The 24,985-nt window shown below is 59.2% G+C and carries 23 protein-coding genes; 13 read left to right on the forward strand and 10 right to left on the reverse strand.

Annotated elements, in window-relative coordinates; genetic code table 11:
* Positions 1–8: 8 nt before the first annotated feature.
* A complete protein-coding gene (locus tag U6037_RS18890; RefSeq protein ID WP_322844113.1) occupies positions 9–881 on the reverse strand; it encodes a LysR family transcriptional regulator in 873 nt (290 codons plus the stop codon).
* Positions 882–1,041: 160 nt separating this feature from the next.
* Between U6037_RS18890 and ampC the strand changes: the two genes are divergently transcribed.
* Entirely contained in the window at positions 1,042–2,208 is a 1,167-nt protein-coding gene (ampC, locus tag U6037_RS18895; RefSeq protein WP_322844114.1) for a class C beta-lactamase, read from the forward strand.
* Between the two features lie 98 nt (positions 2,209–2,306).
* Here the strand turns inward: ampC and U6037_RS18900 are convergent, their stop codons facing one another.
* Both U6037_RS18900 and U6037_RS18905 read right to left on the reverse strand, forming a co-directional pair.
* Entirely contained in the window at positions 2,307–2,573 is a 267-nt protein-coding gene (locus U6037_RS18900) for a hypothetical protein (protein WP_322844115.1), read from the reverse strand.
* 16 nt (positions 2,574–2,589) lie between these two features.
* The gene (locus tag U6037_RS18905; protein ID WP_416221684.1) at positions 2,590–2,880 is read right to left on the reverse strand and encodes a DUF6124 family protein; all 291 of its coding nucleotides are present in this window, start codon (positions 2,878–2,880) and stop codon (positions 2,590–2,592) included.
* Positions 2,881–3,408: 528 nt separating this feature from the next.
* Here U6037_RS18905 and U6037_RS18910 point away from each other — a divergent pair.
* Positions 3,409–4,776 (forward strand): AAA family ATPase, encoded by a 1,368-nt coding sequence (locus U6037_RS18910; protein ID WP_322844117.1) that lies wholly within the window; start codon positions 3,409–3,411, stop codon positions 4,774–4,776.
* The gene (locus tag U6037_RS18915) at positions 4,769–5,398 is read left to right on the forward strand and encodes a retron system putative HNH endonuclease (protein ID WP_322844118.1); all 630 of its coding nucleotides are present in this window, start codon (positions 4,769–4,771) and stop codon (positions 5,396–5,398) included. The genes U6037_RS18910 and U6037_RS18915 overlap by 8 nt, the downstream gene beginning before the upstream one ends.
* Before the next feature lie 64 nt (positions 5,399–5,462).
* Here the strand turns inward: U6037_RS18915 and U6037_RS18920 are convergent, their stop codons facing one another.
* A complete protein-coding gene (locus tag U6037_RS18920; protein WP_322844119.1) occupies positions 5,463–6,026 on the reverse strand; it encodes a DUF4174 domain-containing protein in 564 nt (187 codons plus the stop codon).
* 208 nt (positions 6,027–6,234) lie between these two features.
* Between U6037_RS18920 and U6037_RS18925 the strand changes: the two genes are divergently transcribed.
* On the forward strand, positions 6,235–6,699 hold the full coding sequence (locus tag U6037_RS18925) for a GNAT family N-acetyltransferase (protein ID WP_322844120.1): 465 nt from the start codon (positions 6,235–6,237) through the stop codon (positions 6,697–6,699).
* 36 nt (positions 6,700–6,735) lie between these two features.
* Here U6037_RS18925 and U6037_RS18930 read toward each other — a convergent pair whose 3' ends face one another.
* From U6037_RS18930 to U6037_RS18945, 4 genes are all read right to left on the reverse strand, one after another.
* Positions 6,736–7,062 carry a hypothetical protein gene (locus tag U6037_RS18930; protein ID WP_322844121.1) on the reverse strand — a complete coding sequence of 109 codons (327 nt, stop codon included), beginning with the start codon at positions 7,060–7,062 and terminating at the stop codon, positions 6,736–6,738.
* Between the two features lie 7 nt (positions 7,063–7,069).
* Positions 7,070–7,855 carry a sulfite exporter TauE/SafE family protein gene (locus U6037_RS18935; protein ID WP_322844122.1) on the reverse strand — a complete coding sequence of 262 codons (786 nt, stop codon included), beginning with the start codon at positions 7,853–7,855 and terminating at the stop codon, positions 7,070–7,072.
* Between the two features lie 144 nt (positions 7,856–7,999).
* The gene (locus U6037_RS18940; RefSeq protein ID WP_322844123.1) at positions 8,000–9,214 is read right to left on the reverse strand and encodes an MFS transporter; all 1,215 of its coding nucleotides are present in this window, start codon (positions 9,212–9,214) and stop codon (positions 8,000–8,002) included.
* Between the two features lie 317 nt (positions 9,215–9,531).
* A complete protein-coding gene (locus U6037_RS18945; protein ID WP_322844124.1) occupies positions 9,532–10,281 on the reverse strand; it encodes a hypothetical protein in 750 nt (249 codons plus the stop codon).
* A 344-nt stretch (positions 10,282–10,625) separates the two neighbouring features.
* Here U6037_RS18945 and U6037_RS18950 point away from each other — a divergent pair, with 344 nt between their 5' ends.
* The 3 genes from U6037_RS18950 to U6037_RS18960 all read left to right on the forward strand — a co-directional run bounded on the left by U6037_RS18950 (position 10,626) and on the right by U6037_RS18960 (position 13,247).
* A complete protein-coding gene (locus tag U6037_RS18950) occupies positions 10,626–11,774 on the forward strand; it encodes an aldose epimerase family protein (protein WP_322844125.1) in 1,149 nt (382 codons plus the stop codon).
* A 155-nt stretch (positions 11,775–11,929) separates the two neighbouring features.
* Positions 11,930–12,751, forward strand: coding sequence for an aldo/keto reductase (locus tag U6037_RS18955; protein ID WP_322844126.1), 822 nt, complete (start codon positions 11,930–11,932; stop codon positions 12,749–12,751).
* A 25-nt stretch (positions 12,752–12,776) separates the two neighbouring features.
* Positions 12,777–13,247: a DUF1810 domain-containing protein gene (locus tag U6037_RS18960; protein ID WP_322844127.1), complete on the forward strand. Its 471-nt coding sequence runs from the start codon at positions 12,777–12,779 to the stop codon at positions 13,245–13,247.
* Here the strand turns inward: U6037_RS18960 and U6037_RS18965 are convergent.
* Complete coding sequence (locus tag U6037_RS18965; RefSeq protein WP_322844128.1) at positions 13,212–15,572, reverse strand: DNA polymerase II; 2,361 nt, start codon at positions 15,570–15,572, stop codon at positions 13,212–13,214. The two genes, U6037_RS18960 and U6037_RS18965, sit on opposite strands and share 36 nt — an antisense overlap.
* 198 nt (positions 15,573–15,770) lie before the next feature.
* On the opposite strand from U6037_RS18965, the gene U6037_RS18970 reads away from it, so the two are divergent.
* Positions 15,771–16,211, forward strand: a complete 441-nt coding sequence (locus tag U6037_RS18970) for a CBS domain-containing protein (RefSeq protein WP_008084932.1) — start codon at positions 15,771–15,773, stop codon at positions 16,209–16,211.
* A 115-nt stretch (positions 16,212–16,326) separates the two neighbouring features.
* Here U6037_RS18970 and U6037_RS18975 read toward each other — a convergent pair whose 3' ends face one another.
* Positions 16,327–16,950 (reverse strand): glutathione S-transferase, encoded by a 624-nt coding sequence (locus tag U6037_RS18975; RefSeq protein ID WP_322844129.1) that lies wholly within the window; start codon positions 16,948–16,950, stop codon positions 16,327–16,329.
* Positions 16,951–18,062: 1,112 nt separating this feature from the next.
* On the opposite strand from U6037_RS18975, the gene U6037_RS18980 reads away from it, so the two are divergent.
* From U6037_RS18980 to U6037_RS19000, 5 genes are all read left to right on the forward strand, one after another.
* On the forward strand, positions 18,063–18,881 hold the full coding sequence (locus tag U6037_RS18980; RefSeq protein ID WP_322844130.1) for an energy transducer TonB: 819 nt from the start codon (positions 18,063–18,065) through the stop codon (positions 18,879–18,881).
* 67 nt (positions 18,882–18,948) lie between these two features.
* Entirely contained in the window at positions 18,949–19,635 is a 687-nt protein-coding gene (locus U6037_RS18985) for a MotA/TolQ/ExbB proton channel family protein (protein ID WP_371857975.1), read from the forward strand.
* On the forward strand, positions 19,635–20,036 hold the full coding sequence (locus U6037_RS18990) for an ExbD/TolR family protein (protein ID WP_007918272.1): 402 nt from the start codon (positions 19,635–19,637) through the stop codon (positions 20,034–20,036). Before U6037_RS18985 ends, U6037_RS18990 begins: the two co-directional genes overlap by 1 nt.
* Positions 20,037–20,243: 207 nt before the next feature.
* Complete coding sequence (locus U6037_RS18995; RefSeq protein ID WP_191625216.1) at positions 20,244–22,955, forward strand: TonB-dependent receptor; 2,712 nt, start codon at positions 20,244–20,246, stop codon at positions 22,953–22,955.
* Between the two features lie 163 nt (positions 22,956–23,118).
* Entirely contained in the window at positions 23,119–24,984 is a 1,866-nt protein-coding gene (locus U6037_RS19000) for an extracellular solute-binding protein (protein ID WP_322844131.1), read from the forward strand.
* The last annotated feature ends 1 nt before the right edge of the window (position 24,985 follow it).

The following is a 24,985-nucleotide window of genomic DNA, read 5'->3' on the forward strand; positions in this document are numbered from 1 at the left end:
GTTGTGCGTTAACCAGAGATTTGCAGCAGCCAGTTTTTGAAGGCGAACATCGCCGCCGTTTCAGGCCGCGACTGCAACTGCGTCAACCAATAACTCCCCGTCGTAATCTCGATCGCAAACGGCTGACAAATCGCCTCCGCCGCCAGTTGCCGGGCGAACATCAGCGGTGGCGCCAACGCCACCCCACTGCCCTGCAAAGCCGCTTCCATCATCGCCAGCGATGAATCAAAAACGATGCTCTGCGGCGGCGCGGCCTGTGTCGCCAACCCGGCCGCCTGAAACCATTCCGACCACTCATCGGTGCGATAGGAACGCAATAACGCCTGCTGCAACAAATCCCCCGGTGAATGCAATTGCCGGGCGATTTCCGGCACGCACAACACCGACAGCGGCGCCTCAAGCAACCGCGTCGCCTCGATGCCATGCCACGCCCCGGCGCCAAAGCGGATCGCGTAATCCAGCCCTTCCGCCGCGACATCGACGCGATTGTTGTTGGTCGACAGGCGCAAATCTATGAGCGGATGTTTCGCGCGGAAATCCGCCAGCCGCGGCAACAGCCAACCCACGGCGAACGTACCGACCGCGCCGACGGTCAGCATTTCGCGGTACTGTCCACCGGCGAGGCGTTCGAGGATCTGCGCGATGTGATCGAACGAGGTGCTCAGCACCGGGAGCAAGGTTTCGCCTTCGCTGGTCAGCATCAGCCCACGGGGCAGGCGTTTGAACAGGGTGACGTTGAGTTGCGCCTCAAGGCTTTTGACCTGATGGCTGACCGCCGCTTGCGTGACGCACAGTTCCACGGCGGCGCGGGTGAAGCTCAAATGCCGCGCCGATGCTTCGAAGGCGCGCAGTGCGTTGAGCGGCAATTGCGGTCGAATCATGCCCAGTCCCAAATTTTTCTAATGGCTCGTGCGAGTTTTCGTCGTTTGTCGATTGGCGCCGCGCTGACTAGATTGGCGGCGCTGATCAGTCGCCCAACGAACGAATCGCCCGCAGTGTAGCGGGATAACATCATCAACACTCATGGAGAGTGGTTCACTCATGTCATCCATTCATTCAAACAAAGTCATTTCCTGCGCCGCTTTCGGCCTGTTTTTCGGCGCCTCGTCCTGCATGGCTGCCACGCCCACCGACGCGCAGTTGCAAGCGCTGGTCAACGACGCGGTGACGCCGGTAATGCAACAGCAGAACATTCCCGGGTTGACCGTGGCGCTGACCATTAATGGCCAGCCGCATTACTTTAACTACGGGGTTGCAGCAAAAGACACCGGGCAGAAAGTCAGCGAAAACACATTGTTCGAAATCGGCTCGGTGAGCAAAACCTTCACCGCCACCCTCGCCGGTTATGCCCAGGCGACCGGCAAACTCGATCTGTCGAGCAAGGCCAGTCAGCTCTGGCCAGAATTGAAAGGCAGCGCCTTCGACAACATCAGCGTGCTGCAATTGGGCACCTACAGTGCCGGCGGTTTGCCGCTGCAATTCCCGGACGACGCGGATTCGTCTGACAAGATGCTCGGCTATTTCCAACAGTGGAAACCGGTATATCCCGCCGGCAGCCATCGCCAGTACTCCAACCCGAGTCTGGGACTGTTCGGTTATCTGGCCGCGAAAAGCCTCGGCCAGCCGTTTGATCAGGCGATGACACAAACCCTGCTGCCTAAACTCGGTTTGCAGCACACTTACCTCAGCGTGCCTGCCGCGCAAATGGACCTGTATGCGCAGGGCTACGACAAGAACGGCAAACCGGTGCGCGTCACGCCCGGTGCGCTTGACTCGCAGGCCTATGGCGTGAAAACCAGCGCGGTGGACATGCTGCGTTACGTTCAGGCCAACCTGAAACCTGAAACGCTTGAAGCGTCCCTGCAAAAAACCATCGCCAACATCCACACCGGTTACTACACCGTCGGCGACATGACCCAAGGCCTCGGTTGGGAAATGTACCGCTACCCGATCAGCCTTGATCGCTTGCTGGCGGGCAACTCGACGGAAATGGCCATGCAGGCGCATAAAGTGCAGTGGCTGAATCCGCCGCAGCCGCAACCGGATGATGTGTTGATCAACAAGACAGGGTCTACCGGTGGCTTCGGGACTTACGTGGCGTTTGTGCCGAGCAAGGATATTGGCATCGTGATCATGGCCAACAAGAACTTCCCGATTCCTGAGCGTGTGAAAATCGCCCACAAAATCCTCAGCGCGGTTGCTGACTGAAAATCAAAAGATCGCAGCCTGCGGCAGCTCCTACAGGATCGGGTTTGCACTCGGTCAATGTAGGAGCTGCCGCAGGCTGCGATCTTTCGTTTCTACGCTTAAAGCTGCGCCTGCAACTTCCAGCCGATGACATCCATCAAGTCGCAACTGTCCCGCAACGGGATCGCCATCACCCGTGCGAAATCCTGCAGCAGCAAGGCGTCGTGGCCCTTGCCGTCACCGAGCGCCAGTGTCTCCATCAGTTGCGTCACACAACGCAAACGGTAAGCCGCCGTGCCATGCAGCACATCCACCGGTGCTTCGCGGTCGATCAGCAGAGCGGGAATCTTGCAGTCAATCCCGGTCAGCGGAATATATCGCGCCATGCTTGAACCTCCCTGTTCAATGCTGCGTCGCCGCCGGTGGATCGAGATTGTCCAGCGCACGGTTGACCAGCAACTCACCGAGCACAGCCAATTGCTGAATCGACAAGGCGAGACTGCGCGGTGAACCTTGCAGTTCAGCGGCCAGGTCGGTGGTCAGGACGTTTAATGAAGCGAGGGTTTCGCAAGCGTGGCAGAGCAGCGTGGGCGTATCGATACCGGGGAGGATGGTGAAGAGATGGCTGATGGGATCGGGGTGATGCGGGTTGCGTAGGCGGGGGTTGTTGGCGTCGAAGGATCCTAAATCCATGGGGGATTCGGGAGGGTTTGGCGTGTGTTTTTTCATGTCAGAAGTTCTCTATTTGAATTTCAGAAGGCCACCCAAACTCACTTCCACATGAAGGGTGGCAGCTGTACGCAGGTGTGGAAGACCTGGGAAGAGAACGAAACCCCGGCGCACTCGAAAGTGCTCCCGCGCACAGCCGCCATAAACGCGGCAATGTTGACATAAATAATGTCGCACTGCGCTTTATGAAAGCCTGTTTCATTCTCTATCCAGCGGACTTCCACATCCGACCACTGTTTTTTTGCAGCGGCTAAAGAAGACTATCCCGCCTCCTCAAAACCCACCAGTTCACCACCGCCGCCGCGACTTGCAGGAAAAATCCCCGGGGTTTGAAGGAGCTTTGTGTCAGACATTTCGGCAACACATGCTGCAACGACTGTGGGTTACTGAATGAATTTGTTGTATCTACACTGCATCGGATCAATCTGTGGGCGGGAATGACATAATGCGCGCCAAAGCATTCAAAACGACTGACCCTAAAAGGGCGATGTAATGGAAATCTACAGACTCATGCTGAAGGGTGTCGGTTGCTTCACCGACTTGGACATTCCTCTTGCCCCTACCATTGACCACACTACGAACATAACCGTTATCGTTGGAGACAACGGCGCAGGAAAAACAACCCTTTTAAAGTCTTTGGCTACATCGCTCAGTTGGTTGGTAGCAAGGATTCGTACAGAGAAGGGACAGGGCAGTCCAATTGCAGTGGAAGACATTCAAAACAGCGCTCGAACCGCTGTCATCACAATTGGAGTAACTGACGAATCTCATCCCCGCTGCGATCTTTCCGTAGTTCCTTATGAGGACTACGGGTTCGTATGGAGCATGGCTCGTGGGCGCAAAGGGAGTAAATCAGCGCTCCATAGTGATTTTTCAGAAGTTACTTTACTGGCAGATCACTACCGCACTCAGCTCACTGCCAACGATAAAGCCTCTCTGCCCCTCATCGCCTACTACCCGGTAGAACGCTCCGTTCTCGAAATCCCGCTAAAAATCCGCACTAAACACACCTTCGACCAACTCGACGGCTACGACAACTCTCTGAATCGCGGCGTCGACTTCCGCCGCTTTTTCGAGTGGTTTCGCGAACGCGAAGATAGCGAAAATGAGACCGGAATTTCCGATGCGGCTCTAGCCGAAATCTCGGAAAAATTCGGCACCGACAGTGATGTCTGGAAAACCCTAGCAAATTTGAAAGCCTCCTCCCGTGACCGTCAGTTGACCGCCGTACGTTCGGCCATCGCTGCATTCATGCCTGGCTTCTCCAACCTGCGCGTACAACGCAGACCTCGCCTGCATATGGCCATTGACAAGGACGGGGTAACCCTTAACGTCGCCCAACTCTCCCAAGGCGAAAAGTCGATGATGGCACTAGTTGGAGATATCGCCCGACGCTTAGCTATGATGAACCAGTCACTGGCCAACCCACTGCACGGCGACGGCATCGTACTGATTGATGAAGTTGATCTGCACCTGCACCCAAGATGGCAGCGCAGCCTGATTCGACAGTTGAGCGAAACTTTCCCCAATTGCCAGTTCGTACTGACCACCCACTCTCCTTTGGTTATCAGTGATGCCAAAGATGTGCTGGTTTATGTGCTGAAGGACGGTGAACTCCACGAACACAACGGCCTGTATGGACTCGACGCCAATCAGGTACTTCTGGAAGTCATGAACACCGACATCCGCAACAGCGATGTGCAGATACGCCTGAACAGACTGCTTAACGAGGTTCAGGACGGTAATCTCGAGAAAGCCAAATCGCTTTTCGCCGAACTTTCCTCGGAACTCCCCGAAGGTCATATCGAGTTGGCAAAAGCCGCTCTCTTGATCCGCAAACTGGAGTTGCGTCGTGCGTAAGATCATCAAAGGAGCTGAGCCTGATTCACTTGCAAAATGGAAGCTGAAAAACAGAACCGCCACTTATCCCGACTTGCCGCCTGAAGAGCGCCAGTCGGTCCGCGCCGCCTGCATTACCGAACAACTCGGACTGTGCGCTTATTGCTGCCAAGCCATCACCGTAGATGGCTCTCACAACGAACATGTTGAAGCACAGAATCGCGTACACAACCGCACATTGGATTTCACCAACATCGTAGCCAGTTGCGAGAACCGTCCGCATTGCGGACATGGACGAGGAACACAACCGCTGCGGCTGACTCCGTTCATGGATGAGTGTGAAACCGAACTCAAGTTCTACCTTTCAGGGCTGGTCGCTGGAAGAACTGCACGCGCAGAAGAAGCCATCAAGGTGTTGAATCTGGGTCACACCGAAGAGAGCAATCGAGCACTTATCGGCAGAAGAAGAACATTGGTCGATGCACTGATTTACAAGGTTGGAGTCCAACCTGGCGAATTGCCGGAGATTGAGGACAAGGAAATACTCGACCTGCTCCTGGATGATCTACTTCTTCCTAAAGCGCATAAGCTCGAACCCTTCTCCCCCGTGCTGGTGAACATCATTCGCCAAATGCCAGCGTAAAAAAGGGCGAGAAGATTAAATCTTCTCGCCCTTTTTTACGTGAAACCGTCTCTACAACAACCGATCAATCATCCGGCATTTCCGGCGGCTTGGCTGGTTTCGCAGGCTTGGCGGGTTTGGCGTTCTTCGCGCCTTTGGCAGGTTCCGGCGTAGCAGCAACCGGCGCCTGAGCCGCAGCGGCCGCTTCCTTCTCGGCCATGGGCATGGCATCGATGGTGTCGAAAATCTTCTTCAAATCCACCGCCTTCGCCTCATCCCCCGACGCCGAAAGCTTGGTCTCGCCGTCCTTGCCCACCAGGAAGACTTTCGGATACGCCCCGGCACCGAGCTTCAGCGACCGCAGCAGCGCCATGGTGTCTTGCTGGCCCAGATCCTTGCCGTCGAGCTGGCCGGCCATGTTGAGGATGGTGTAGACCTTGATATTGCGGTCGGCGACGCCTTTTTTGTTGGCGGGATCTTCCAGTGACTTTTTCAGGGCCACCCACACAGGATCGACGGTGCTTTGTGCGATCACGATCAGCGGTCGGGCGCGGCCCATATCCCCGGCGATGGGCGAATCGTTGTCAGCGGCGAACAAGGGGCCGGCAATCGCCAGCAAGAGTGTCAGGGTCAGTGACCTGATGAGCATGCGCATCTCCTTTTGATATCCACGCTCTAATGATTGCGCATCGTGGCGATTGTTCCGGGACAACCCGGCAAATATCTTCCGCCTGGTCAGAAGCTTAGGACAGGCGCGACATTGCGCAACATATCCGACGTGATCGCAACGCGGATTTGATTACCTTTTATGACCGCATTAGGCTGGAAGTTCTGCCCATGAAATGGAGTTCACCCGCATGCACATCGATTACCTGTGCAATCACCTCGAACTGATCGAAGAACTGGCCACGCTCAACTTCAAGGAATGGGGCGAGTTTCGTCCCGGGCAAACCGTCGAGGACCGCATCGAGCATATGCGTGAATCTTGTGGCAAAGGTGCGGTGCCCAGCGTGGTGGTGGCGCTTGAAGGTTCACGTTTGCTGGGCGGCGCGCTGCTGATCGAGAGCGATCTGAAGCTGCGCCCGAACCTGACGCCTTGGCTGGCCGGCGTTTATGTGAAGGCTGAGGAACGCGGTCGCGGGATCGCTTCGCAACTGGTCAAGCGAGTGGTTGCAGAAGCGGCGGCGCTGGGCGTGCCCGAGTTGTATCTGTACACCGACGCGGCGCAGTCGCTGTACGCACGGCTGGGTTGGGAAGTGGTTGAAGAACTGGTCTACGACGATTTGCCGGTGACAGTGATGAAATACGTCATTCAGCGCTAACCGGTGGCTAGGCGGCTCGCCGCAGGCTGTACCGCCTCACCCCAGCGCTGAATCGAGCGCGGAGAGCAATTGTGCAGGGGCGACGGGTTGTCCACCGAGCTTGAGTTCACCGCTGTCGAGTTCAACACTCAACCTCAGCGACGCCCGATCGCCCGGGTACTTGCGCAGCAGCAGCTCAATGCCATTGGCCGTCTCGTCGGCGGTACCGAGCAAATCCCACAGACTCTCGCTCAGATCCAGCAGCACTTTTCGCTGCTGCAGATCGACCACACGCGGCGCGTACAGCCAATGGCTCATGCGCATCTCACGCGGTTCGACGGTGATGGCGAGGCGGCCATCGCAGTGGACAGTGGTTTCAGTCATGGCTGGATCAGAACGCCAGTTTGTAACCGATCAACACCAGCATCGTCGCCAGGCACGGGCGCAGGACTTCATCGGAGATGCGTCCGGTCAGGTGGCTGCCGAGCCAGATGCCTGGCAGCGAGCCGACCAGCAAGAAGCCCAGCACACCCCAATCCATGTTGCCCATGCTCGCGTGGCCCAGACCGGCGACCAGGGTCAGCGGCACGGCGTGGGCGATTTCGGTGCCGACCAAGCGACGGGTCGGCAGCAGCGGATAAAGGATGAACAACGCGACAGTGCCGAGGGCCCCGGCGCCGATCGAGGTCAAGGCAACCATGGTGCCGAGGATCAGACCGGTGAGCACGGTCATCACGTTCAGGCGCGAACCACTCGGGTTGTAGTTGCCGCCGGCACGTTTGTGGGCGAATTCGAGCAAGCGCTTCTTGAAGAAGATCGCCAGCGCGGTGGCGAACAGGACGAAGCCCAGCGCCTGTTTGATGATGGCGTTCATCGCGTCCGGCGCGGTGTGCAACGTGCTGAGGAACCACAAGGTCATCGCTACCGCCGGCACGCTGCCGAGGGTCAGCCAGCCAGTGATCGCCCAGTCGATGTTCTTGTTTTTGCGATGAACGAGGACGCCGCTGGATTTGGTAATGGCGGCATACAGCAGGTCAGTGCCCACTGCCGTTGCCGGGTTGATGCCGAACCACAGCAGAATCGGCGTCATTAACGAACCACCGCCGACACCGGTCATGCCGACAATAAACCCCACCACCAGCCCGGCAATCACCAGGCCGAAATTTGCCAATTCCATTAAACCGTCCAGAAAAACGACAGGAAAAATCTGGCCCGCAGCATAGCGATTTTTCTTATAACCACATATATCGATGCGGTCTATCGTTATGCCATATCGAAATCACCATTGCCTTACCTACAGGGTTAGGTGGTGGATGCAGATTCAGTGCACTCTTCGGCCGGGTTTAAAGCTGTGGGTCTTGTTGATCCATACCGTGGCCAACGCGATCAGCGACAGGATCAGCAGCGCCCACGGGAACGACATCGCCCCTGCCCGATCCAGCAGCAAGCCGCCGAACAAGCCGCCACCGGCGATCGCCACGTTCCACGAAGTGGTGAGCATCGCCTGCACCACGTCAACGTGATCGCCAGCAGAGTCGGCCGCAGAGGTGAGCAATAAGGTTGCCGAGCCGCCAAACGACAATCCCCACACCGCCATGCAGGCGTAAATGACCAGCGGTGACGGCGCCGCCAGCGCCAAGACCAATGCCGTCAGCGCAAACACCGCAAGGCTGATCAACGTCAACCAGCGCAACCAGCGATCCACCAGCATGCCGATGATCCAGATCCCCACCAGCGAACACAGGCCGAACACCAGCAGCACCAGATCGACCCGGTCAGCCAACCCGGCCTGCATCAGAAACGGTGCGATGTAGGTGTAAAGAATGTTGTGCCCGAGCATCCACGTCAGCACCACAAACAGCACCGGCCGCACGCCGGGCAAACGCATCGACTCGAGCAACGGCAGACGCTCATCACTGGCCTGCCCCGGACGATCCGGCACCGCAATGACAATCCACGCCGCCAACACCAGGGCCAGCGCCGACATGATCCCGAATGACGCACGCCAACCGATCAGATTGCCCAGCCACGTCCCCGCCGGCGTGCCCAGCGACAGCGCCACTGGCGTGCCGAGCATGGCAATCGCCAGCGCTCGCCCCTGTTGATGCACCGGCACGATTCCGCGCGCGTAGCCGGCCATGATCCCCCACGACAACCCCGCCGCCATCCCGGCGAGAAAACGCGAAGCCAGGGTCAGACCGTAATGGCTGGAGAACGTGGTGACGGTGTTGAACACCAGAAACCCGCCGACCGTCATCAACAACACGCGCCGCCGTGGCCAGCCGCGTGTGGCCACGGTCAGCGGAATTGCCGCGACAATCGAACCCAACGCGTAGAGCGTCACCAGTTGCCCGGCAAGCACTTCACTGACGTTGAGCCCGGCGCCGATTTGCGGCAGCAACCCGGCGGGCAGAGTTTCGGTGAGGATGGCGATGAATCCGGTCATGGCGAATGCCAGCAACGCGGCATAAGGCAGTTTGTCCGCACGGGCGGTGCGGTCGACACGAGTGAAATCGGCGCTGGCGGGGTCGGTCATGACGGGTGCGGCTCCATTTTAATCAATAGCGGTGACGGATTGTATACAAAAACAACCTTCACTATTCGATCAATGTGGGAGCGAGCCTGCTCGCGAATGAGGTGGACCAGTCAACTCTTCAGCGCCTGAAGGAACGCTTTCGCGAGCAGGCTCGCTCCCACACTGGATCTCTGCACACCACAAAAACTTGTGGGAGCTGGCTTGCCAGCGATGAGGCCAGGTCAGGCAACACTGCTTTGCTTGACCCACCGCTATCGCTGGCAAGCCAGCTCCCACAGGGTTTTGTGGTGCATTGATCATCACCGCCCCAACAGAACTCACTGCACCGGCAAGAAATTCAGGAACAGCAAACTCTGCGCGTAGTTGAGGCCGATCCGCCGGTAACGCTCATCAAGCATCTGCGTGATCAGGTCCAGTCGCGCAACGATTTTGCCAAACTCGGTGGCGAAACTCAGATTGGTGCCCTCTTCCGAGATCTCATTGGAAAACAGCAACGGCTGACCTTCCTTGTTTTGTCGCTGGGACAAAATCCACGTGGCTTTTTCGATATTGCGTGCAGCGTTGTGAACGAACGTCGGGTTGATCGCATCGGTCATGTAGAACTCGGTGCGATTGCCGTGGGCGGTGACCAGCATGCTGCCGATCGCATAGATGAAGGCGCCAACGCGATCGCCGCGAAACTCCGGGCTCATCGCATAACTGAGCGCGGCCAGATCCTTGCGCCCTCCCAGCACCGGCAGCGGCTGTTGCTGCTCAATGGCCTGGCGCACCTGTTTCACGGCCGCATGGATATTGAGAAAGCCTGACTTGCGCAATTCTTCCGGGTTGCGCAAATACAGCTTGCCCTGCAAGCGATAAAGACTGTTGAGGTTGTCGCGCATCGCCAGTGTGGCCATGCGGTCGACGCTGGTCTGCAGGAACTCCTGCGGCTTCCCTTCACGCATCTGGTTGAAGAAACCGTTGCCGTCCTGGTGACTGCAACCGCTGAACAGCAGCGACGACAAACAGGCCAGCAACAGGCACGGGCGGCGGAAAAAAGCAGTGATCAGGGCAAAAGCTCTCGGCATGAAATCTCGAACAGGCACATTCCTGTGCGGCGGGAGTCACCGCATCCTGGCCATGGATAGAGCCGCCGATTGCGAAAAAGTGCAGTGGTGCGCATGACCAACCGACCTTCGGCAATGCCTCCTCAACCAATTAGTCTGTCTTTATGGTTGAAATAAACGATTAATCAACTATAAATTTTCTTCCAAACTACAAATAGCATGACTAGTTACCCTGTAGGAGCTGCCGCAGGCTGCGATCTTTTGACCTTGCCTTTGAAAACAAAAATCAAAAGATCGCAGCCTGCGGCAGCTCCTACACGGCATCGGCGCCATTTTGAAAACAACAACAAGAAGGAAGGTCTACCATGCTTCAATCCCGTCACCTGCTCTCCGGCCTCGGACTGTCCCTGATGATCGCCACCCTTTCCGCCAACGCGGCCGGCCTCACCGCCGAGCACAAAGCCTTCGGCAAAACCAACGACGGCACGCCCGTCGAGCAATACATCCTGCGCAACAGCCACGGCATGCAAGCCACCGTCATCACCTACGGCGCGACCCTGCAATCGCTGAAAGTCGCCGACAAGCATGGCAAGTTCGACGACGTCGTACTCGGCTTCGATGATGTGCAGGGCTACCAGAAAGGCACCGCCTACTTCGGCGCAACCATCGGCCGTTTCGGCAATCGCTTGGCCGAAGGTGCGTTCGAGCTCGACGGCAAGCACTATCAAGTGCCGCAGAACGACAAGACCAACGCGCTGCACGGCGGCACGCTGGGCTTCGACAAGAAAGTCTGGAAAGCCCAGGAAACCAAGGACAAGGACTCGGTCGGCGTGACCCTGACCTATCTGTCGGCGGACGGCGAAATGGGCTTCCCCGGCAACCTCACCACCGAAGTCACCTATCGCCTCACCGACCACAACGAACTGCGCATCGACTACAAGGCCAGCACCGACAAACCGACCGTGCTCAACCTGACCAACCACAGCTACTTCAACCTCGCCGGCGCCGGCAATGGCGATATCCTCAAACAGGTCGCCACCCTGCACGCCAGCCATTACACCCCGGTGACCGCCAAACTGATCCCGACCGGCGAACTGGCGCCGGTGGCCGGCACGCCGATGGACTTCACCAAGCCGACCGCGATTGGCACGCACATCAAGGCGGATCATCCGCAATTGAAATTCGCTGAGCCGAAACAGGGTGGGTTTGATTTCAACTGGGCGCTGGATACCAAAGGCGATATTGGCAAAGTTGCCACTGAGGTGAGTGACCCGCAGTCCGGTCGTGTGCTGCAGCTGTTCACCACGGAGCCGGGCGTGCAGTTCTATACCAGCAACTTCCTCGACGGTACGGTCAAGGGCAAGGGTGGCAAGGTGTATCCGCACTGGGGCGCGTTTACCCTGGAAACTCAGCACTATCCGGATTCACCGAATCAGCCGGACTTCCCGAGTACTCGGCTTGATCCGGGGCAGGCTTACAGCCACAGCGTGGTGTTGAAGTTCTCCGCCAAGTAAGAACGCAGATCAAAAGATCGCAGCGTGCCGCAGCGCCTACAGTTAAGCGTTTTCCTGTAGGAGCTGCGGCACGCTGCGATCTTTTTGCTTTTTGAACCCCTGCGCTATCCTGCTGCCCACTAAAAGGTATCGACACATTCAGCAAGGAGGTTTGCATGCGTACCCTCGAACTGGCCGGCGTCCAGGTTCCGATCATTGGCCAGGGCACCTGGCGCATGGGTGAAGACCGCTCGGCGCACAAGCGTGAAGTGGCGGCGCTGCGCACGGGGATCGAACTGGGCATGACCCTGATCGACACGGCGGAAATGTACGCCGAGGGCGGCGCCGAAAGCGTGGTTGGCGAAGCCATTGCCGGCCTGCGCGATCAGGTATTTCTGGTCAGTAAGGTCTATCCGCACAACGCCAGCCGCAAAGGCATCCCGCAAGCCTGCGAGCGCAGTCTGCGCCGACTCGATACCGATTACATCGACCTCTATCTGTTGCATTGGCGCGGCCAGTATCCGCTGGAAGAAACCGTCGAAGCGTTCGAACGATTGCGCGAGGACGGCAAGATCGGCCGCTGGGGCGTGTCGAATTTCGATGTCGATGATCTTGAAGAGCTCTCCAGCTCGGCCTGTGCGACCAATCAGGTGCTGTACAACCTGGAAGAGCGCGGCATCGAGTTCGATCTGCTGCCATGGTGCCAACATCAGCGCATGCCGCTGATGGCTTACTGTCCGATCGGCCAGGGCGGCGCGATGCTGGCTGAACCGGTGCTGAATGAAATTGCCGCTCGTCATGGCGTCACCCCCGCGCAGGTTTCGCTGGCGTGGATTCTGCGTCAGGATGGTGTGATTGCGATTCCCAAGGCTGTGCGGCCAGAACACGTGCAACTCAATGCACAAGCCGCGCAACTGCAACTGGAGGCCGGGGATCTGGCGGCGCTGGACCAGGTGTTTCAAGCGCCACAACGCAAGCAGCGGCTGGCTATGGTCTGAGCCAGCGGCTGGCGAGGGCTTCGCGATGAGAAGCACTGATCAGTACGACCCGTTCAACCTGCAACGTTTTGTCCAGGCCCAGGATCCGGTGTTCGAGCGCGTGCAACGCGAACTCGACGAGGGCCGCAAACGCAGCCACTGGATGTGGTTTGTCTTCCCGCAATTCGCCGGTCTGGGCGGCAGTGAAATGTCCCGGCGCTACGCCATCGGTTCAGCCGAGGAAGCCCGGGCTTATCTGGCCCATGACTTGCTCGGCGCCCGGCTGCGCACTTGTACGCAGTTGGTGCTGAAGGTGCAGCAGCGCTCGATCGCGGAGATTTTCGGCCATCCTGATGACCTGAAATTTCATTCCTCAATGACGCTGTTTGCTCAGTTCACTGACGAGGACAGCTTGTACTCGCAAGCACTGGAACGTTACTTCCACGGCATCCTCGATGAATGGACGCTGCAGTTGCTAGACTCAAAACAGGCCCAGTTGCCCCCCGATCAGGGTTGAGAAGTCGTCGTCGACAAACGGCAGAATCGCATCCGCCACCGGTTGCAGTTGCCGAGTGATGTAGTGGTCGTAATCGATGGCGGCACGGCGCACTTCCAGCGGTTCGGGGCCAGCCAGGGTGATGACGTAGCTGATCCAGCCGCCATTCTGGTATTGCCGTGGGCGCCCGTGCTGGGCGTTGTAGTCGTCGGCCAGCCGCGCCGCGCGCACGTGCGGCGGGACGTTGCGCTCGTAGTCGTCGAGGGTGCGGCGCAGGCGCTTGCGGTAGACCAGTCGATCGTCGAATTCGCCAGCGAGGGTTTTACGCACATAGTCGCGCACGTAATCCTGATAGGGCTTGCGCTGGAAAATCCGCTCGTAGAGTTCCTGCTGAAATTGTCGGGCCAGCAGCGACCAATCGGTGCGCACGGTTTCCAGGCCTTTGTAGACCATTTCATCGCTACCGTCGGCGCGGGTGACGAGGCCGGCATAACGTTTTTTGCTGCCCTCCTCCGCGCCGCGAATGGTCGGCATCAGAAAGCGTTTGTAGTGAATTTCGAATTGCAGTTCGAGGGCGCTTTCCAGGCCATATTCATCGCGCACATGCGCGCGCCACCAGTCGTTGACGTGCTTGACCAGCGCATGACCGATGCTCGCCGCTTCTTCCTGCCCGTGCGGACGACGCAGCCAGACGAAGGTCGAGTCGGTGTCGCCGTAGATCACCGCATGGCCCTGTTCTTCGATCAGCTTGCGCGTGCGCAACATGATTTCGTGACCGCGCAGGGTGATCGATGAGGCCAGCCGCGTATCGAAGAAGCGGCAGCCACTGGAGCCGAGTACGCCGTAGAAGGCGTTCATGATGATCTTCAGTGCCTGCGACAGCGGTGCGTTGTGCTCGCGCTTGGCGGTCTCGCGGCCCTCGGCAACGCGCGAGACAATCGACGGCAGGCAATGCCGGGTGCGCGAGAAACGCGCACCACGGAAGCCTGGTACCGAGTCGGTATCGTCCGGGTGCTGCAAGCCTTCGATCAGGCCTACCGGGTCGATCAGAAACGTACGAATGATCGACGGATACAGACTCTTGTAATCGAGCACCAGCACCGATTCGTACAACCCCGGTTGCGAGTCCATGACGAAACCGCCGGGGCTGGCCTGCGGCGGATTGGTGCCGAGGTTCGGCGCGACGAACCCCTGGCGATGCATCAACGGCATATACAAGTGCGTGAACGCCGCCACCGAGCCGCCGCTGCGATCCGCCGGCAATCCGGTGACACTGGCGCGCTCCAGCAAAAAGGTCAGCAGTTCGGTTTTGGCGAAGATCCGCGTGACCAGTTCACAGTCCTTGAGGTTGTACTTGGCCAGCGCCGGCTTGTCCTCGGCGAACATGCGGTTGATCTCGTCCATGCGCTGGTACGGGTTGTCGATCGACTTGCCTTCACCGAGCAGGGTCTGCGCAACGTTTTCCAGACTGAACGAGGGGAAACTCCAAGTTGCCGAGCGTAGGGACTCGATACCGTCGATGATCAGCCGCCCCGCGGCCGAGGCGAAGTAGTGATTGCGGCTGCCGTGTTCGCGCCATTGCATCTCTTCGCCGCCACGGCCGATTTTCAGCGGCACGCCGAGGCGCCGCGCGTGTTCGTGGAGGATGCGTAAATCGAACTGCACGACGTTCCAGCCGATGATCGCGTCGGGGTCGTGGCGGGCAAACCAGTCGTTGAGTTTCTTCAGAATGACCGTGCGCGAGTCGCAGTATTCAAGGTCGAAGTCGACGATGCTGGCGTCGCCGTTCGGCGCACCGAGCATGTACACCTGACGTTCGCCGCAGCCTTCGAGGGCGATCGAATACAACTCGCCGGTTTCGGTGGTTTCGATGTCCAGCGAAACCAGCCGTAGCGTCGGCCGATATTTGGGGTCGGGTTTGAGCTGGGCGTTGAGCAATACGCCGTTGGCATCGGGCGTGCCGCTGAATCGCACCGGCGCGGTGATAAAACGCTCCATCAGGTAGCGTTCCGGCGGGCGTACGTCGGCTTCGTAGACGTCAACACTGTTGCGGTTGAGCGCGGTTTCCAGGCGCATCAATTGGCCGTGTTGCTGACAATACAGACCCAGCACCGGGCGATGCTCGAAATCCTGCAAGGCCAGCGGGCGCAGTTCGACGTTCTTTTCGTCGTGCAGCAGACGTTCGACCGCTGCGCGCTGCTCGGCAGGAATAAACGCCACCGACGGCTGATGGGGCAAACGCACACGACGCGGCCCGGCGTCGGTCGCCAGCCAGAACTCGACTTCGGTGCCGGCCGGTGTATCGCGCCAATGCCGGGTCAGGACGAAGCCCTGCGGTAAATCCACCACTGCAACCTCAGGAATTGAAACAGAGGGGCATTCTACGCGGCATTGCCCGGGATGACTCTGGCGATAAACAGCCGCCAGCCACGGAAAAATTCGGCAAATGACGTTTTTTGCGTGTTATCTGCCGCTTTGCCACCTTGCCCTGCGCGCTTGCGTCTACGATGCTTGGATAACAACGACAACACCTGAGTAACCGCCATGAAGACCGTCGCCCAACTGCTCAAGCTCAAAGATCAGAAAAATCAGGAAGTGCACCAGATCAAACCTGATCACATGGTGCTCGAAGCGCTGATGAAGATGGCCGAGAAAAACGTCGGTGCCTTGCTGGTGGTCGAAGACGACAAAGTGGTCGGCATCATCAGCGAACGCGATTACGCGCGCAAACTGGTGCTGCATGGCCGCTCATCCGTGGGCACGCCGGTGCGCGACATCATGGTGGCGAACGTGATCACCGTGGACACCCATCAAACCGTCGACACCTGCCTGGGTATCATGTCCGACAAACGCCTGCGCCACTTGCCGGTGGTCGAGAACGGCAAGTTGATCGGCTTGCTGTCGATCGGTGACCTGGTCAAGGAAGCGATTGCCGAACAGGCGGAGCTGATCAAGCAGCTGGAGCAGTACATTCGCGGGGAATAAAGCCCCCCTGTAGGAGTGAGCCTGCTCGCGATAGCGTTCTGTCAGTCACCTTGTTTTTAGCTGACAGACCGCTATCGCGAGCAGGCTCACTCCTACATTTGAATCTGCAGTGTGTTCAAGAAGGCCAATGCCGGGCGAACACCGGCGCCAGCACCGGGTGCCGGTCAATCCGCTGCAACCACGCAGAAAACCCCGGTCGCGTCTGACGCAAATGCTCACGGCTGCCCGCCCAACGCGTCACCACTGCCGCCAGCACATCCAGTGCCCCCGGCGTTTCGTCATCCAGATACAGTTCGGCGGAAAACTGGTCGGCAAACACCTCCCAACTCCAGTGCAATCGCTCACGCGCGCCGGCGACCAGATTCTGCCGCGAGGCTTCGTCGGGCATCAGCAGCCAGCGCTCCGGATAATCGACGACGCCGATCGCCGCGTAGCAGTTGCTGACGATGTAGACCAGACCGCGAATCGCCTGATCGCGATCCTCCGCTTTGGCTGGCAGCAGGCCGGACTTGGGAAACGTCAGGCCCAGATGAATCAGGATCGCCGCACTCTCGGTGATCGCGCTGCCATCGGGCAGTTGCAACGTCGGTATCTGCTTCAGCGGATTGAGTTGCGCCAGCGCCTCGGCGGCTTCGGTGCTGGCTTCGATATCAATGAAGCGGTAAGCGATCTGGCACAGTTCCAGCGCCGCTTCGATGGCGGCTGCGCCTGAATTTCTGTGCCCGTAGAGCTGGTACATATCCAATCCCCCCGAAAAGGCCATTGCCACAGGGTAGATGGCTGTAGCGCGGGTGTAGAAATAATCTGTCTGTGTATCGGTTTTGGCACGGTTTTCCCATGCACTCGCGACTTGCGAATTCAAACCTCGCAAAACAGCGCTGGCGGTGCCCATCCCGCACCAAGAGCAATCATCGAACGCTATCCGCGTTCTTGTAAGGTGCGATACCGAACCAAAAGTTCGCGTATCCGAGCTGGCAACAAGGAGTTCACCGCGTGAATCTTCAAACGCTCTGCCGCATCACAATCTCTTTGCATTTATCCGTTCGCCGCCGAGTTCATTCGAACAGTCCCGGCTGCCTTCACACTTACTTTATTACCTGACACCTCGACAGCGCACTGCGTTCGGCAATGAGTCATTGGCCGACGGCAGCGTGCTATTTATTTTTTAAATAAGACTCGGGCAGTTATTGCACGAATGCAGTGTGCATTGAACGACAGCAGGATTGTCGAACAATAACTTTCAGCACCATTGCAAGTGCACCAAAACTGCTCCACGGGCTTGCACTATTGAATACTTAAAACAGCTATTCCATTTAAACAACAACAAGGAACATGCCCCGTGAGCCGCTAAAACATTGACCCGCACCAATTCAGTCCGCCGCGCACCAGCAAGTGCCCTGGCCGCAGGCTGCGCAGCCGCTCTATCCCGCCAACCCGCGTGATATGGCGCACAGCCTGACTCGCCTGTGAAAAAGCTCCCTCAACCGGAGTCACGGGAATCTGCGCGCCATGGAAAAACCACGGCAAGGGTAAAACTTATATAAATGCGACATGGGTACACTCATGAAATACGCACTCTACATTTCAGCAACATATGGCACAGCGGTTGCTATGTGTAACAAGCATGAGACACCGACCGTTGTCTTACGCAATAGAAGAACAACCAGGGAATGGCTAATGAACACTCGAAGTCGATAGCGCCAAGCCAGTAAGTTTGCACAAGCCTTGTTCACCGGATAGTTCAACTATCGGCTTCTGCTCACCTTAAAGAAAGTTACACCCACCCACTCGAACATCAGCCAAATGTTCGGACGGCACCTTATTGCCCTTCATCCACCCGAGGGAGCTTTAATGAACGATGCGGTAAAGCACAGAACCCTGCCGGGGTCGTTGCGGGAAGCTCCGGTTCCGCCACCACCGGGCAGGCCGGCCTTTAAAGCCAATACCTCACAACCCGGCGGTCTGAATAAACAGCAGATGGTGTTGCTGGTGGCTGTGTCGGCGCTGATACATGGCGGCGCCTGGTGGTTTCTCCAGCAGTCCAGAACCGAGCCATTGCCAACGCCGCCGCAGATTCCGGAAATGACCGTCGAGCTGACCAGCCCGACGCCACCGGCACCGCCCACCCCGGAACCGCCACCACCGCCGCCACCCCCACCGGAGCCTGAACAACCGGTGGAAGACGAAGACGCGGTCAAGCCACCACCGAAACCGGTGGAGAAACCCAAGCCGATCGAAAAACCGAAACCGGTCGAGAAGCCGAAACCGGTGAAAAAGGTCGAGCCGCCGAAAGCTCCACCGGCCCCGGCACAACCGGCTGCACCCGCTGCCCCGGCCACCCCGAGCGCACCGCCGGCCCCTGCCGCCGCGCCGGGTCCGGTCAAGGAATCGGCAGCCGTTTCCGGCCTCGCCAGTCTTGGCAACCCGCCACCGGAATACCCGTCGCTGGCCCTGCGACGCAACTGGGAAGGCAGCGTGGTCCTGCGCATTCAGGTGCTGGCCAACGGTCGCGCAGGATCAGTGACGGTGACCAAGTCCAGCGGTAAACCGCAACTGGATGACGCCGCTGTCGCCGCCGTGAAGAACTGGAAGTTTATTCCGGCCAAACGCGGTGACACGCCGATCGACGGCTTCGCCACCCAGACCATCGATTTCAAATTGCCGCAATAACCGAACGCTCAATCAACGCACAACCGAATAACGCAAGCGAGGTATCACCATGAACGATTTGTCTTCGATGATTGTCCCCGGCGTGCTCTGGGGTCTGGTACTGTTTTCCGTGGTCAGCTGGGCGATCCTGCTGGTCAAGTCGGCGCAGTACCTGCGGCAGAAAGCGCAGAACAAACAATTCACCAAAGCCTTCTGGGGCGCGCCGGATCTGCTCACCGCCGCCGAGCACGCCAGTCAGTATCCGGGCTCGCTGGCGCGCATCGCCAGCAGCGGTTTCGAAGCGCTGCTGGTGGAAGATTCGCCGCGCACCACTCAGCAATTGGCGCACACCATCAATCGTTCGGATCGTCTGGAACGCAACCTGCGCCAGCAGATCCAGAAGGAACGCCGCTCGCTGGAAAACGGCCAGGCAATTCTCGCCAGTATCGGCAGCACCGCGCCGTTCATTGGTTTGTTCGGCACCGTGTGGGGAATCATGGAAGCGCTGAAAAGCATCGGCGAAACGGGTTCCGCCAGCCTGGAAGCGGTCGCCGGGCCCATCGGTCACGCGCTGATCGCCACCGGCGTCGGCATCGCTGTCGCGGTGCCGGCGGTGCTGATTTACAACTTCTTCCTGCGTCGCCTGAAACTCGCTTCGGCAGACATGGATGACTTTGCCCACGACTTCGACGCCCTCGCCTCGCGCAGCGCGTTTTCCATCAGCCGTCAGGCCATCGCCAGCAAAACCACAGCCGCCGTGCGGGAGGCCAGCTGATGTCTTTTTCTACCCAAGACAGCGATGAAGTGCTCAGCGAAATGAACGTCACGCCACTGGTCGACGTGATGCTGGTGCTGCTGGTGGTGTTCATCGTCACCGCGCCGCTGATGACCAACGCAATCAAGGTCAACCTGCCGAAAACCGACGCCGTCGCCCCCGCCGAAAAGAAAGACCCGGTGGTAGTCAGCGTCGATCAGGACGGCAAGTTCTATCTGGCGAAAACCGAGCTGGCCCCGGAATCGCTGGAGGCCAGCCTTAAAGAGGTCAAGGCCAAGGACGCCGAAGTCCGCGTGCAGCTGCAGGCCGACTCCGCCGTCAATTACGGCCAGGTGGCCAAGGCCATGGCGTCGATCGAACGCTCGGGCATCACCAAGATTTCGGTGATGACCACTCACTGAGTGCGGTGGCGGGCGCGCCTTGAGAGGCACGCCCGCCACCGCTCGCTGACTCCCGTCGCAACCAGCCGACCGAAAAAACGCCACGCGTCTTCGGAGGGGATCGGCTTGCTTGAAGAAAGTGGTTTTCCGCACGCGGTATCACCGATAGCGGAGCAATGAGGGGCTCACAAGGCCAATTCGATAACGTCTAAAAAGTCGGAAATAACCATGCTGATGAACACTCCACGCTTCACGCTCAAACCCTTGGTGGCAACGATTTCTCGCCACCGTTTTGTTCCGTTGTATCTGGTGGCCATGGGGATGGGCGCCGGGACTGTGCAGGCGGCCGAGGACGACAACGCTTCCGTCCCGGCAGCTGCGGCGGTGGTGGCGCCGACCACGCAACTGCAACGGGTGGAAGTGACCGGTTCGGCGATTCGCCGGGTCGATGCGGAAACGGCGGTGCCGATCACCATTCTCAAGGCCGATGAGCTGCGCAAACAGGGCGTGACCACCACCGCCGAACTGGTGCAGCGCATCACCGGCAGCCAGTCGATCAACAACAGCGCCGGCTCCGTCGGCGCGGCAACTGGCGGCGCCTCGTTCGCCGACATGCGCGGCATCGGCGCGAACAAGACGCTGGTGCTGCTCAACGGTCGACGCCTGGCCAACAACGCCTTGTCCGGCACCAACTCGGCTGGCGGCGCGGTGGATCTGAACATGATCCCGTTTGCCGCCATCGAGCGCGTCGAAGTGCTGCGCGACGGCGCCTCGGCCCTGTACGGCACCGACGCCATCGGCGGCGTGATCAACTTCATCACCAAGAAATCCCTGACTGACGGCCAATTGACCCTCGGCGGCGAAACCCCGACCCACAGCGGCGGCGGTGCGACCAAGGACATGAGCGCCAGTTGGGGCTACGGCGATCTGGAGGAGGACCGCTTCAACGTCCTCGGCGTGTTCAACTACAACAAGCAGCAAAACCTCGACGCCAACGACCGCTCGTTCGCCACCGACTATGCCCCCGGTCGCGGTCTCGATCAGACTTCCGGCACCGCGTTTCCCGGCAACTACAGCCAGAACGGCAACGCCACCAACCCGCTGGCCAACAGTAATTGCAACGGCCCCAACCTGATCGCCCGCGACGGTTTGTGCCGTTTCAGCACCCGTGAATTCATCGACCTGGTGCCGCAGACCGAGAAGACCTCGTTCTTCGGCAAGACCACCGGCAAGCTCGGCGACGACCACAACGTCAATCTCGAATACTTCTGGTCACGCAACAACAACGCCACGGCGGTCGGTCCTGCACCGCTGACCGGCCTGAGCCTCGACGGCTCATCGCCCTACTACCCCGGCAACGGCATCACCCCGGCGCCCACCGATTTCGCCCTCGACCCAACGCAACCGGTCGACGTCAACTGGCGCGAAACCGCGGCCGGCCCGCGCGAATCGAAAGACCAGAACACCAGCCAGCGCTTTTTGCTCAGCTTCGATGGTCTGGTTGGCGGCTGGGATTACAACGTCGGCGCCTCGTACAACCAGAACAAAATCGTCTCCAGCGTCACCAGTGGCTATGTCAGCGATCAGGCAATGATCGACGGTCTGGCCAGCGGTTTGCTTAACCCGTTCGGCCCGCAGTCCGCCGCCGGTCAGCAGTACATCGATAACGCGGCGTACCACGGCGCCTATTCCACTGCTGTGGGCCGTGTCGCCGGTTTTGATGGACGCATCAGCCGCGAAATCGGCGACTGGTTCGGTGCCGGTCCGTCCGGTCTGGCCCTGGGTGGCGAGTACCGCAAAGAGAAATTCCATCAGGACTTCGAGTCGTTTGCCGGCGACATCCAGAGCCTCGGTATCGACCCGGCCGGCAGTGTCGAGGGCGACCGCAGCGTGAAAGCCGCCTACGCCGAAATCAACGTGCCGGTGCTCGACAGCCTCGAACTGTCCGCCGCCGTGCGCCATGACAAATACAGCGACTTTGGCAGCACCACAAACCCAAAATATTCGTTCCGTTATCAGCCGTTGAAAGAGCTGGTGGTGCGTGGCGCCTACAGCGAAGGCTTCCGTGCGCCATCGCTATACGAGCTGTATTCGCCGCGCAGCATCACCTTCACCCAGGGTTACTACAACGACCCGGTGCTGTGTACCGGCGGTGTGGTGCAACCGGGCGGCAATGGCGGCCGCGATTGCGGTCAGCAGTTCCTCAACCAGATTGGCGGCAACGAAGATCTGGCCCCGGAGAAGGCGCGCAACGTGACCCTCGGCTTCGTCTATCAGCCGATCAACAACCTCTCGGTAGGTCTGGATTTCTGGTGGATTCACATCTCCAACCAGATCCAGCCGTTCCCGGAATCCACCGTGTTTGATCAGGCCGGTTCCTACCCGGACCGCTTCGTGCGCAACGCCGACGGTACGCTCAACTACATCGTCACCGGCAACGCCAACCTCGGCATCGTCGAAACCAACGGTGTCGATGTGTCGCTGGATTATCGCTTCCCGAACACGCCGTACGGCCAGTTCGGTCTGGGCCTGCAAGGCACCTATGTTGACGAGTACGACTTCCAGAGCACCATCAAAGGCCCGTTCACTGACAAGGTCGGCGACTTTCAGGGTGACGGCGTGATCGCGCGCTGGAAACACAACCTCACCGGCAGCTGGACCTTCGGCGCGGCGCGGGCGGCGCTGACCAACCGCTTCACCACGGGTTACAACGACTACGACCGCGACACCCACGCGCGCGTGGCGTCGTATTCGGTGTGGGATCTGTCGGCCGGCTACACCTTCAACAAGGTGCTGGATGTCGATGCCGGGATGAAGAACGTGTTCGACCGCAACCCGCCGTTCTCCAACCAGGCTTACAACTTCCAGAGCGGCTATGACCCGCGTTACACCGATCCGTTGGGCCGCACCTTGTTTGCGCGCATGACTTACCACTTCTAACCGGAAACAGAACACATCTCCCCCTGTGGGAGCGAGCCTGCTCGCGAAAGCGGTGGATCAGCAAGAGAGACGTCGGCTGACAAGACGCCTTCGCGAGCAGGCTCGCTCCCACATTGGGTCCGTGGACTTTCAGGGATTTTCAGGGATTTTCAGGAGTGACTTCATGAGTTTTTTGCGCAACATGGCGGGCCTGCTGTTAAGCAGTGCGCTGCTGTGCAACGGCACCTCGGCGCTGGCCGCTGGCAGTTATGCGCTGACGGTGTACGGCGAGGCGCCGAAGTACCCGGCGAATTTCCAGCATTTCGATTTCGTCGATCCCAAGGCGCCCAAGGGCGGTTCGCTCAGTCGCGCGTCGATGGAGATCGGCCAGTACAACTACATCAGCCCGTATGCTGATCAGGGCATTTCCGTGGTGCAGGTCAACGACTGGGTGTATTCGCCATTGGCGTTCCGCTCACTCGACGAGCCGTACACCGTTTACGCATTGGTCGCGCAACAGATCGAGCGCGATCCCGAAGGTATGTGGGTGCGTTTCACCCTCAATCCAAAAGCACGCTTCGCCGACGGCACGCCGATCACCGCCGAAGACGTGCGCTACACCTTCAACCTGCTGATGACCAAGGGCAGCCTGAGCTATCGCCAGCAATACGCCGATGTGCAGGACGTGCTCATCGAAGGCCCACGACAGGTGCGCTTCACCTTCAAGAACAACCTCAACCGCACCTTGGCGCTCGACCTGGCGACGATGCGCGTCGTTCCCGAGCACTGGTGGCAAACCCGCGACTTCGCCAATGGCGGCGGTTTCGAGCCACCGCTGGGCAGCGGCCCGTACCGGGTGAGCAAGGTCGACGCCGGGCGCAGCATCAGTTTTCAGCGCGACCCGGACTGGTGGGGCAAGGACCTGCCGGTCAGTCGCGGCATGTACAACTTCGACACCCTCACGGTGAACTTCTACGGCGACACCGACGTCGCCCGGCAACTGCTGCAGGCCGGCGCATTCGACTACAACCGCGAGTTTTCCTCGTCCGGTTACGTGGTCGGTTACGACAGCCCGGCGTTGCGCGACGGTCGCTTGCAGCAGTCGATCCTGGCGCCGGAGAAACCGACGGCGGCGCAAGGCTTCGTGTTCAACCTGCAGAACCCGATCTTCCAGGATCGCCGCGTGCGTCAGGCGATCAGCCTGCTGTGGGATTTCGAGTGGACCAACAAACAGATGATGCGCGGTTTCTACGTGCGCCAGAACAGCTTCTGGCCGAAGAGCGAAATGGCCGCCACCGCGCTGCCTGATGCCGAAGAATTGAAGATCCTCGAACCGCTGCGCGGGCAGGTTCCCGACGAGGTCTTTACCGAGGTTTATCAGGCACCAAAAACCGATGGCAGCGGCTACATCCGCGACAAGCAACTGCAAGCGCTGAAGCTGCTCGCCGAGGCTGGCTGGACGCCGCAACACAATCGTTTGGTCAATGCTGCTGGCGAGCCGCTGGAGTTCACTTTTCTCGACGGTCAGGGCGGTTTCGACCGCATGCTGTTGCCGTTCAAACGCACCCTCGCGCAGATCGGTATCACCCTCAACCTGCGGCGGATCGATTCGGCGCAATACGTCAACCGCCTCAACGCCCGGGACTACGACATGATCGTCACCAGTTTCCCGCGCAGCGGCGATCCGATCGTCTCTCCCGGCCGCGAGTTGTACAGCCTGTACGCCTCGCAAAGTGCCACGCAAGTCGGCAGTTCCAACTCGATGGTACTGGCCAATCCGGCGGTCGATCAACTGATCGACGGGCTGGTTCAGGCCAACACTCGCGAGGCCATGGTGCATTACGCGCGCGCCCTCGACCGGGTGCTGCAATGGGGTTACTACATGATTCCCAACTATTACTCCAAAGGCACGCCGACGGTGTATCAGAACCGCTTCGGCATGCCGCCGGTGCAACCGGCGTACGACGAAGGCCTCAACACCTGGTGGGAGGTATCGGCCAAGGCGTTGACCACCCAGCAGATGCACACTCAGCTTGCGGGGGGCCAGTGAC

This window comes from Pseudomonas sp. B33.4, assembly GCF_034555375.1.
GTDB lineage: Bacteria > Pseudomonadota > Gammaproteobacteria > Pseudomonadales > Pseudomonadaceae > Aquipseudomonas.

Coding starts and splice junctions, on each gene's coding strand:
- U6037_RS18890 (WP_322844113.1), bottom strand. CDS start 881: ATGATTCGACCGCAATTGCCGCTCAACGCACTGCGCGCCTTCGAAGCA.
- ampC (WP_322844114.1), top strand. CDS start 1,042: ATGTCATCCATTCATTCAAACAAAGTCATTTCCTGCGCCGCTTTCGGC.
- U6037_RS18900 (WP_322844115.1), bottom strand. CDS start 2,573: ATGGCGCGATATATTCCGCTGACCGGGATTGACTGCAAGATTCCCGCT.
- U6037_RS18905 (WP_416221684.1), bottom strand. CDS start 2,880: ATGGATTTAGGATCCTTCGACGCCAACAACCCCCGCCTACGCAACCCG.
- U6037_RS18910 (WP_322844117.1), top strand. CDS start 3,409: ATGGAAATCTACAGACTCATGCTGAAGGGTGTCGGTTGCTTCACCGAC.
- U6037_RS18920 (WP_322844119.1), bottom strand. CDS start 6,026: ATGCTCATCAGGTCACTGACCCTGACACTCTTGCTGGCGATTGCCGGC.
- U6037_RS18925 (WP_322844120.1), top strand. CDS start 6,235: ATGCACATCGATTACCTGTGCAATCACCTCGAACTGATCGAAGAACTG.
- U6037_RS18930 (WP_322844121.1), bottom strand. CDS start 7,062: ATGACTGAAACCACTGTCCACTGCGATGGCCGCCTCGCCATCACCGTC.
- U6037_RS18935 (WP_322844122.1), bottom strand. CDS start 7,855: ATGGAATTGGCAAATTTCGGCCTGGTGATTGCCGGGCTGGTGGTGGGG.
- U6037_RS18940 (WP_322844123.1), bottom strand. CDS start 9,214: ATGACCGACCCCGCCAGCGCCGATTTCACTCGTGTCGACCGCACCGCC.
- U6037_RS18945 (WP_322844124.1), bottom strand. CDS start 10,281: ATGCCGAGAGCTTTTGCCCTGATCACTGCTTTTTTCCGCCGCCCGTGC.
- U6037_RS18950 (WP_322844125.1), top strand. CDS start 10,626: ATGCTTCAATCCCGTCACCTGCTCTCCGGCCTCGGACTGTCCCTGATG.
- U6037_RS18955 (WP_322844126.1), top strand. CDS start 11,930: ATGCGTACCCTCGAACTGGCCGGCGTCCAGGTTCCGATCATTGGCCAG.
- U6037_RS18960 (WP_322844127.1), top strand. CDS start 12,777: ATGAGAAGCACTGATCAGTACGACCCGTTCAACCTGCAACGTTTTGTC.
- U6037_RS18970 (WP_008084932.1), top strand. CDS start 15,771: ATGAAGACCGTCGCCCAACTGCTCAAGCTCAAAGATCAGAAAAATCAG.
- U6037_RS18975 (WP_322844129.1), bottom strand. CDS start 16,950: ATGTACCAGCTCTACGGGCACAGAAATTCAGGCGCAGCCGCCATCGAA.
- U6037_RS18980 (WP_322844130.1), top strand. CDS start 18,063: ATGAACGATGCGGTAAAGCACAGAACCCTGCCGGGGTCGTTGCGGGAA.
- U6037_RS18985 (WP_371857975.1), top strand. CDS start 18,949: ATGATTGTCCCCGGCGTGCTCTGGGGTCTGGTACTGTTTTCCGTGGTC.
- U6037_RS18990 (WP_007918272.1), top strand. CDS start 19,635: ATGTCTTTTTCTACCCAAGACAGCGATGAAGTGCTCAGCGAAATGAAC.
- U6037_RS18995 (WP_191625216.1), top strand. CDS start 20,244: ATGCTGATGAACACTCCACGCTTCACGCTCAAACCCTTGGTGGCAACG.
- U6037_RS19000 (WP_322844131.1), top strand. CDS start 23,119: ATGAGTTTTTTGCGCAACATGGCGGGCCTGCTGTTAAGCAGTGCGCTG.